Below are 9384 nucleotides of genomic sequence, written 5' to 3' on the forward strand. Positions count from 1 at the left end.
GTGGTGGTTTCATCATCTGGGCCGAGGAACTGATAGGCAGGGCGAGCACCGATCCGGTTATTGCCCGGATGGCGCCATGCCCGTTCGTCTTGTTGAGAGAGGGGGGCGAGGGTCGAGCGCATAAACACGAACCAGCCCAGGGTCATCATCATGGCGGGTGCTCCTTAATTGCGGTCGGTCAGGGAGGCGCGGCCATTGGCAGCGGCCTGCCGTTCGCGTCGGTCCAGTTCACGGCGCACCTCTTGCGCCACATCCGCGCCGGATTGCCCCGGTTGCTGGACGATGTGGATAGGGGCGTTGATCTTGGTGGTGGTGCTGCCTCTGGCGACTGGGCGCGGCGGCGTCACGATGCGCGGACCGTAGCCGGATCCCCCGGCCATGGCGGCAGTGTTGTAGTTTCCGGTGAGGTAGCCTGACGGGTTGACGTTGGCCGTGACCGAGCCACCCCCTTTCATCCAGTCTGGCAGCAGGTCTGTGATGCCTTTTATCTTGGCTTTCAGGCTTTCCCACTTGGCGCTGATGCCATCAACCAGTGAACTGATTAGCGCCTTCCCCATCTCCAGAGCCTTGGCTGGTAATGTGCCGATATAGTCCCAGAATTCCATGGTGGCAGTCTTGCAGGTTTCCCAGACGGCTTTAAATTTCGGCCCCAGCTCATCCCAGTTTTTGTAGACGTAGTAAACCGCATAGGCGAGGGCTGCCAGCAGCCCGATAATCCAGCCGATCGGGGTGGTCATCATGGCAATACCCAGTCGGAAGATGCTCGCAGTGAGCCACTTGAGTGGACCTATCAGCATAGTGATCACCTTGCCGAGGAAGGAGCCTTTGATACCCAGAATCCCGAAGGTCAATTTCATGATGGCCATGGGCCCCAAGACGGCGGCCACTGCCAGCGACAGACCGCCGAAGGCGATGGTCACTGCGGAGAGGATGCCGCCGACCTTCATCAGGGTGTTGGAGAGTTCCGGGTTTTTCTTCGCCCAGTTACCGAGGCGCTCGGACAGTTCGGCGATCCATTCCGTGATGGCCTTGATTTCAGGGGCGATAGCTTCACCGAAGTTGACCATGGCGTTGGTGAAGGTGCCGGTGGCGGCATCCCACAGGCTGCCCAGGGTGCCGAGCTGGGCATTGACCCGCTCTTGCAGGGCGGCTTGGTCGGCCATCTTCTTCTGGGTTGCGCGATAGCCATCCATCCCTTTGCTGATGATCAGCTCCAGCACCTGCAGGGTTTCAGCATCGTCGCCGTAGATGCCCTTAAGGACTTGCAGGCGGCGCTCGGTGTTCACCCCCTTTAGCTTGGCTAGCTGGGCAAACATGTTCTCCATCCCTGCGAATTCACCCTTGCCGTCGGTGAAATTCAGCTTCAACCCGGTGCCTTTCGTAGCCTTGGCAATCTTGCCGGTGTTCATGCTCATCTGTAAAACTTTGCGGTAGGCGTTCCCTGATGACTCGCCCGCCATGCCAGCCTGATCGGCCATGATGACCAACGGGGCCAGTACCTTGGCGGCCTCAAGCCCTGACTTGCGCAATATGCCCAGGGCCGGGGTGAGTTTGGTGAAGGCGCCCAGCATGTTGCCGCTGTCAACGCCAAGGTAGAACGAGCGCTGTATGGTATCCATCAGCCCCATCATGTCTTGCTCTGCGGTGCCGGTGGCATCCTGCAGTTTGGCCGCAAACAGCGCAGCTTGGTCGAACGGCATTTTCAGCTGCACACCGAGGTAGGCAGTCGCCTCCCCCAGGCCACCCAGGATGGATTTTGCGCTCATCCCCTGCTGGATCAGCGTGCTCATCATGTTCTGGAAGTCCGCCGTGGTGCCCGGCAGTTTGTTGCCGAGCTTGGTGGCCAGATCGCTGATGGCTTGGAACTCCTGCCGCACCTGGCCGCCCTTGCCCATCATGGAGACCTTGAGGTCTACGACCGATGTTTCAGCTCTGGCGAACTCGATCACCGGCTTGAGGGTGGTCAAGCCCATGGCAGTGCCGGTCGCCAGTGCCGTGGCGCCGTGGCCTGCTATCTGGCCGCGCAGCTCCTGGGTTTGGCGGTAGTTGGCTTTGACCTGATTCATGCGTTTTTGCTGTTCGGCAATCCTGTCCAAATCAGCTCTTTGCTGTTTCAGTTTCTCATTGGCGGCGGCAGTTGCGTTTTTCAGGCGTTCCTGTGTCTTGGTGAGGTCTTTTGTCCCCATTGTTGCCGTCTGGAGCGAGAGTTTCATTCCCTCATATTTGGAGTTCATTTCAGCCTGCTTGGCTGTTAGTTCCTTCACCGCTTTCTCTGCCTTGTTGTACTCATTGACCATCATTCTGGTCGGATTGGCGGTGGCTGCGATTGTTTGCTTTACCTGCTCGAAGCGGTCTTTTGCTGTTTGCAGGTTGGCATTGGTGACGCCCAGCTGGGCGCCCAGCTGCTTGAAGCCATCAATCTTTGCACTCTGTTTTTCCAGATCGCGGACTTTGGCTTTGGTGTCGGCGAGGTCTTTGGCGGTGATGCGGCTCTGGCCGCTGACTGCTTTGAGGGGGGCGGTCAGTTTGTCGACCGCCCCGAGCAGGATTTGCAGTTTGAGAGGGTTCATTGTTCGTCTGCCCCGTTGATGCGGTTGTGAATCTCAACGAGGCGTTGGTGCCAGCCCATCAGCTCGCTGATCTCCATGGCCGCCATCTCGGACGGCGGCCAGTGGGCGATGATGGCGATCTCTGCCATCAGGTCATCTATGCAGTGAGGTAGGCCTCCTGCTGCGAGCCCATCAAAAAACCGACCACCACTACCCCGGCTTTGAGCAGGTCAGCCGGGTCCATGTCGTTGACTTCCTTTTCGGTCAGGTCGGTGATGCGGGGCAGCAGTTTGATGAGGGTATCCACGTTCATCTGGACGATGTCCATCGTGTTGAGCCCGCGCAGGTGGCCCGCCTTCTTGGGGCTGCGGATGATCAGGCTGTTGAGGGTGTTCTCGCCGCGCTGGATCGGGGTGTCGAGGGTGATTTCTTTCTGTTCCATGGTGCTTGTTCCTGTTGTGGATGTGGTGAGGGCGGCACTTTCTGTTGGGATAAGGGCCGCCCGTTGGGTTGTTGGGTGGGTTAGAGGCCGATGGCTTTGCGGTGTTCGGCCATGCGGTCGACGCCGTCGGGGCCAATCTCGACCATGTTGATCAGGTCAATCTCGTGCATCACCCGGCCGTTGATGGTCTCTTTGTAGTAGGTGTTGACCATGCTGACCTTGGCCTGGGTGTTGTCGCCTGCCTTGAGGGTGCCGCGGTCGAGCTCTTTGAAGCGGCCACGACAGACGATCTCGACGGCGACCACTTCGCCGGTGTCATCACGCTGGACTGATCCGGCAAAGCGCAGGCTGGTGCCGTCGGCTTTGGGCTCACCCATGCAATTCAGCAGGGGTTCGCCGTAGCCGCCGAAGGTGAATGAGACATCGAGGGCGCTGTCATCCAGCCCCATGTCGATGTTGACAGCACCCCCCATACCGCCGCCGCGATAGGCTTCAAACTTGCGGGACAGCTTGGCCGGGGTGAAATCTTCCGCTTCACCGACCCAGTTATCGCCATTGAGGAAGACGTTCAGGCGTTTGAGTTTGCGTGGCAGTGCCATGGTGGCTCCTTATGCGGCGGCCGCGACGCGGGCGCCGAAGTCGATGAGGTAGGTGTCGGTGATGCGCTGGATGAAGCCGAGGTCTTCGAGCGGCGGCACCGGGGTGTAGTTGTAATCGATGCGCAGCTTGCCGGCCTTGAGGGTGTCTTTGTCGTTGAGCTCCTCGTTGTACCAGCAGTCAAAACCGAGCAGGTAACCGCCTGCCACCAGTTCGCGGCCTTTGGCCTTGATGCCCTCGACGATGTCCTTCACCAGGGTGGGGGTGAGCGGTTTGTCGTTGGCCCACATGTGTGCCTCGGCCATGGTGTCGGCCAGGATCTGGGCGGTGCGGGTGTAGTTCTCGAAGGCGAACAGCGGGTCATCGGAACAGGTGCGGTTGCCCCAGTAGCGGAAGCCGTCCGCCCGGATCAGGGCGGTGACTTCGCTCGCGTTGAGCAGGCCGACCTCGGTGTCGGGGTCTTGCAGATCCCAGAACAGGGCCTTGGTCATGCCATCGACCCCGGTCACGCCGACGTTCGACAGGGTCTTGTGCCAGCCGATCTCCTTGTCGATGAATGCCCGCATGGCGGCCGCCTTGAGGCAGGCATCGAGCTTGATGCTGGCATTGGCGGCGGTGTCCCAGGCGGTCCAGTCGCCGTGGATCGGCATCAGTTCGCGGCTGGAGAAGTTCTCGCGGTAGGCGAGCGCCGCCTCGACGGTGTCGGCAATGGTTGGCACATAGGCGAAGGCGCGCAGCTTTTTGGCCGCACCCGCCAGGGCAGTGGCGATGGATAGGGTGCAGTTGTCCGGCACGCAGAGGATGCGCGGCTTGACGCCCGTGACCGGGGCGGCCCGCTCCAGCGCCTTGAGGCCGGTATAGCTGCCATCCGGCAGTATGGTGCCGATGATGTTGCTGGTGAGCTCGGCGGCGTCGGCACCATCGGCCACACGCACGGCGATGACGATGGTGTTGACGGTGTCATAGATGGTTTGCAGCGAGCGTTTGAGGTTGCCGGTGCTGCCCGCCTTGGCGATGGCCGCCGGCAGGTTGGCAATCAGCACGGGTTTGTTGAGGGGGAAGTAAGCGGCATCCGCATCGCTGCCGGTGCAGATGATGCCGATCACCGCCGTGGCGACGGTGCGGATGGTGCGCGTGCCCTCGTTGACTTCCACGACGCGCACGCCGTGGTGAAATTGGTCCAGTGCCATAGGTTCTCCTGTTGTCCGGACGGAGCATTCTGTGCGTAGGTAATGCCTGTGATGCGAGCAGGGTCAGGATGCAGGGGCAGGGGATGTCTGGCGAGCGGCGGCCAGTGTGTGAGGGCCGTACACACTGGCGAAGCGGTGACAAGGTGACGGATGACGGCAGTCACGAAACACCCCGCACAGGCGGGGTGGTTGGCGGTGAATCAGTCGGTGAAGTAGCTGATGGTAAATGCCAGCCTGGCATTGTCCGACACGCTCACGACATCGGCATAAGGTTGTCCTGGCGCCACACCTCGAATGATGGCGAATGGTTCACCTTTAATGCAGTCGATCACAAATTGGCGGGATGTATCAGGGAGGTTGACACCAACAATCATGCCTATCGCCCCTGATTGTTCCATGATGCTGGATGATGTCGGGAAGGGCAGGTTTACGCCTATGTACCCATCCATCGCAGGGTCTATATTTTTTACTCCCATGGCTACCTGAGCAATAACCAACCGTCCCATCTTCACATAGTGGCCATGGCGATATTCATATTCATTCTGGCCTGAGTGGCTGTACCCAGCAATTGATGGTAGCCATGTGCCATGAACCCCCGGTTCCAGTGCTGCTTCAGAGACTCCCAGCAGTCCATTTAGTTGCCTGACGACATGTTCGAAGATGGCCTGATGACCGGCATCATTGGGGTGTACCCCATCGATATACATATTGTTTTCAAGCAGGTCGAGCGATGAGCAATCGATCACCATCACCCCCAGCTCTGCGGCAAGCAGCCTAATGGATGCAGCGTATTGAATGTGGCGGGCTTTTGCGGCTGGCCAGATATGTTCATCTGCGATCGGTGGGATCATGATGGCGACGACATTGTCGCCATGATTGAGGGTGACCGCGATATTTTTGATGTTGGCTTTCAGCTGGTCTGGCGTGGTGGCTTTACCACTGTTGTAGATATCGTTGGTGCCCAGAGCAATGATGAACAGGTTCTTTTTTGATTCGAAAAATGCCCCCTGTCTTTTGATTGATGCCAGCCGTTCCGGTGTATTGAAATCCGTACTTGATGCGCCCGAGAAGGCCATTCTGTTGATGTGGATCCGCTCATCTGCATGGTTCAACCTGATTAGGCCTGTCAGCGTCACATCACCATCAACGGCCTTGATAGTATGGCGGCCGTAACCTCGACTGGCATAGAGTGATGGGAATGTCAGGGCATCCACTATGTTCTCCCCTGCACAGTCGATGGTTTTATAAACCACGCCATCCTTCATGAACTGGAGCTTGCCTGCCGAAGGGGTGCGGTTGAAGTAGACCTCGACAAACTCGAAGTCGCCGTAGAAATACAGAGATGACAGGTTTTCCATCAAGAGTGCTTTGCCTATTGGCCCGGCATCGGTGATGGATGCAGGGCCACTTATCTCGACGCCATATTTGCCGGAAATCTCAAAATTGGAGATGATCTCGGCATCCTGTCCCTGCTCCATGTCCATGATCATTTGGTAAAACATCGAGTACCAGGACTGGGGAAAACTGGATGCGCCAACGCCCTCTGTGATGCTGTCACCCAGTACGTTCACAGAGCCGTAGGACGCCTTGATCAGTTGCAGGCAAGAGTGCAAATCTTTGAAGTTTCTGAGAGCCGTTTTTTCTTTCTCTTTATCAATGGTTTGGCTCAGGTATGCCCGTGACACCATTGCCTGTGACGGGTCGACTATTACTTCCACACTTGCCGAGTTACCGATGGCAATGACCATTTCCAGTGTCATTGTTCTGCCTGAACCCTGTGCCATCACTGACTTGTAGCTTGCGGGAGTATTGGCGACCGCGATCAGGTCGCCATCTGCATCGAACAATCCCAATTCATAGACCCACCACCCCCCTACTGTTTCGGACAAGAACATCTCGGCGATGCGTTGATTCGGGTTGTTGGGATCGACTTCCCATGAATTGATATCTGTCCGGTAGACTTCATTGACGAGGGTGGTCTGTTCCTCGTTCGGTGTGGTTTCAGCACCGTTCCCATCACCCACCGCCATGTGAGTAATGCGCAGAGGAGTGGCGCCCGCAGCCATGGCCAGCTTGTTGATGCCTGTCTGAGTCAATATGGTTTTGTAAATCTGCATGGTTACTCCTGTGTCGGTAAAATGCGCAGAGACTCATTGATGACCGTTGCGCAGCCATAATTTGCACCGCCGCTGGTCGCAACGGTTTTTAGCTCTGGATGGATTGATATTTTGTCGCCTGCCATGACTTCCGCCCCGATCGATGACCCTCCATTTGACTGCATACTCATGTTGATGCCCGTGATATGCCGGGTCATTGGCTTGGCGTTGTAGATCAGGTTCTCTATTTCTTCGTGTAGTTCTTCCGAGATACCAGAGCCGTTTAGCCTCAGATCGATACTGAATGTGCCAGGGGGGTTGTCATGTTCCGTTTGCCACCATTCCACCACGTCAACCAGAAACCCCATTGGCTCAATGACTCGCCTGATTGCACCCACGGTGCCCTTGCGGCTGTGGACGAAGTAGCTATTGGCGATGACCTGGCGCTTGGTGGCCTCAGGCCATTTGTCATCCCAACGGTCGACGCTCCAGCTGGCGGCCAGATAGGGCAGCAGGTGGGTGGGGCAGGTCCAGGGTGACCAGAGTGAGCGGAACGGGATCGGCAAGGCCTGGGCATTGGCACCCGCCGTTGCCAGGCTGCGCTCGGTGCGGGTGGTACTGGGCGGCAGGATGGCACTCATGGCGCTCGCTCCACGGTGAAGCCGGTGCAATAGGCGGCCTGGGTAGGACTGGGGGCGATGTCTGCCCAGCCGATCAAATCGACCTTGCGCACGCCCTGCACATGGAGGGCGGCATCAATGGCAGAGCGTGGCACCTCGACCCCGATGCGGCGGCGCGGGTTGATAAAGGCTGCGAGCTGGTCACGGGCTGCCTGCAGGATCACATCTGCCTCGGCCCCCTGGCTGCTGATGTGCAACTGGGCGGTGATGGTGTAGGGGAGGATGCCGGCTGCCTGCACGGTGAGCCGGTCGGCCACCGGCCGCTTGTCTTCGTGGCTCAGGGCAGCGTCTACCTTGGCAATCAGCGCCGCATCGGCGGTGCCGTCCCCCTCGGTGCTGAGGATGGTGACCAGCGCCTCGGCTGGGGTCGGGCTCGATCCTTTGGCATCGGCGACCTTGCCATCCGCCGAGAGGGCGAAATACTCATAGGCCCCGGTGGGGCCCGCCACGCTCAAGCCATCCCACGCCATCAGGGCGCGCAGGATCAGCGCCTCGTCATCTTCCTTGATTTCTGGCACCGGCGGGGTGGCGGTGTCATCACCCGGCTGGATGATGAGCCGCTGCACCTTCCAGTTAGCCACCAGGTTGTCGAGGTCGCTACCCTTGGCCCAGGCCAACATGTTGGCGACGGCGGCATCGTTGATGCGTTGGCGCAGGATCAGCTCACGATAGGCATTTTCTTGCAGCAGCTTGGTGATGGGCTCGGATTCGAGCGCCAGGGTGGCGGCGATGGCTGCCTGTTGGTCTGCCGGATAGAGGCTGACAAAATAGGCCTTGCGCTCGGCGAGGATGGTCTCGAAATCGAGCACCTCGATCACATCGGGCTGCGGCAGTTGAGAGAGGGTGATGGTGCTCAATTGGCGGCTCCTGTGGGAATGGCAATAGTGGCGCTCTCTGTTCCGGTACCCGGCGCGCCGCCGTCCTTGCGCTGCCAGGTGAGCTCGACGGTAAGGGCGCCATCCATGCCGCCGCCCAGCACATCGACCCGGGTGATGGTGATGCGGGGTTCCCAGTTGATGAGGGCCTGCACGGTGGCGGCCATCAGGCGCAGGCGGGTGGCCTGATGCTGTGGCTGGTCGATGAGGTAAAACAGCTCGCTGCCGTAATCGCGGCGCATGACGCGGGATCCCACCGGGGTGATGAGGATGTCGCGCACCGACTGGATGATGTGGTCGGTGGCGCTGATGGCGCGGCCAGAGGCTGCATTCATGCCGAGCCAGTTCATTGCGGGCCCCCGGAGGTGCCGCTGCCGGTGCTGACATTTCCGTGCTTGTGGGTGGTCACCTCGATGCCGCCGATGGTGGCGCTGGGGGCGGTGATCTTGCCGCCCGCCTCGATGGTTGAACCGACCTTGAGCGCCTGGGTGCATTCCACCATGGGGGTGATCAGCTTGACGGTCACCGAGGCCGAGAGGGTGGCGCGCTTGATGCCGCTAGCATTGAGCGCCCCGGTGGCCGGGTTGTACTCGATGACGGCGCCATCGCTGTATTCGGTGCGGTCGAGATCCGGGTTGTCATCGCCTGCCAAGGGTTCTGGGAAGGCAGCGCAATTGATGGGGCCGACGATGTAGGCATTGCGCAAATCGCCGCTGACCGAGAGCATCAGCACCTGTTCGCCAATGGAGAGGCGATGGCGGGTGCGATTCCTCCCGGCCCGCGCAGTTGCGTAGGGCCGCCAGTTGGTGATGAGGTCGCCTGTCTTGACGCGACATTCCCCTGATCGCACGGCGGTGACGGTGCCGATGCGGATCAGGTTGTCGATCAGGCGTTGGAGTTCAGTCGGGGTCGGTTGCATGGGGCCATTGTTTTGGGCAATGGCGAGTAAGGCGAG

General features: G+C 59.4%; 11 protein-coding genes. All 11 read right to left on the reverse strand.

Annotated elements, in window-relative coordinates:
- A partial coding sequence (locus AB5Y70_RS10975; protein WP_368176002.1) for a phage tail protein occupies positions 1-152 on the reverse strand: 152 nt, incomplete at its 3' end.
- A gap of 12 nt (positions 153-164) precedes the next feature.
- Positions 165-2570, reverse strand: coding sequence for a phage tail tape measure protein (locus AB5Y70_RS10980; protein WP_368176000.1), 2406 nt, complete (start codon positions 2568-2570; stop codon positions 165-167).
- Positions 2567-2698: a GpE family phage tail protein gene (locus AB5Y70_RS10985; RefSeq protein WP_039214150.1), complete on the reverse strand. Its 132-nt coding sequence runs from the start codon at positions 2696-2698 to the stop codon at positions 2567-2569. The genes AB5Y70_RS10980 and AB5Y70_RS10985 overlap by 4 nt, the downstream gene beginning before the upstream one ends.
- A gap of 8 nt (positions 2699-2706) precedes the next feature.
- Entirely contained in the window at positions 2707-2991 is a 285-nt protein-coding gene (locus tag AB5Y70_RS10990) for a phage tail assembly protein (protein ID WP_104452360.1), read from the reverse strand.
- 80 nt (positions 2992-3071) lie between these two features.
- Complete coding sequence (locus AB5Y70_RS10995; protein ID WP_104452361.1) at positions 3072-3590, reverse strand: phage major tail tube protein; 519 nt, start codon at positions 3588-3590, stop codon at positions 3072-3074.
- 9 nt (positions 3591-3599) lie between these two features.
- A complete protein-coding gene (locus AB5Y70_RS11000) occupies positions 3600-4772 on the reverse strand; it encodes a phage tail sheath protein (RefSeq protein WP_368175971.1) in 1173 nt (390 codons plus the stop codon).
- Positions 4773-4978: 206 nt separating this feature from the next.
- A complete protein-coding gene (locus tag AB5Y70_RS11005; RefSeq protein WP_368175969.1) occupies positions 4979-6895 on the reverse strand; it encodes a phage tail protein in 1917 nt (638 codons plus the stop codon).
- Positions 6896-6897: 2 nt separating this feature from the next.
- Complete coding sequence (locus AB5Y70_RS11010) at positions 6898-7515, reverse strand: phage tail protein I (protein WP_368175968.1); 618 nt, start codon at positions 7513-7515, stop codon at positions 6898-6900.
- Entirely contained in the window at positions 7512-8411 is a 900-nt protein-coding gene (locus AB5Y70_RS11015; RefSeq protein ID WP_368175967.1) for a baseplate J/gp47 family protein, read from the reverse strand. The genes AB5Y70_RS11010 and AB5Y70_RS11015 overlap by 4 nt, the downstream gene beginning before the upstream one ends.
- Complete coding sequence (locus AB5Y70_RS11020) at positions 8408-8779, reverse strand: GPW/gp25 family protein (protein WP_270821271.1); 372 nt, start codon at positions 8777-8779, stop codon at positions 8408-8410. The genes AB5Y70_RS11015 and AB5Y70_RS11020 overlap by 4 nt, the downstream gene beginning before the upstream one ends.
- The coding region (locus AB5Y70_RS11025) for a phage baseplate assembly protein V (RefSeq protein ID WP_368176001.1) at positions 8776-9384 on the reverse strand (609 nt) is incomplete at its 5' end. The genes AB5Y70_RS11020 and AB5Y70_RS11025, both read right to left, overlap by 4 nt.

Source organism: Aeromonas sp. s1(2024), assembly GCF_040908005.1.
Classification (GTDB): Bacteria; Pseudomonadota; Gammaproteobacteria; order Enterobacterales; family Aeromonadaceae; genus Aeromonas; species Aeromonas caviae.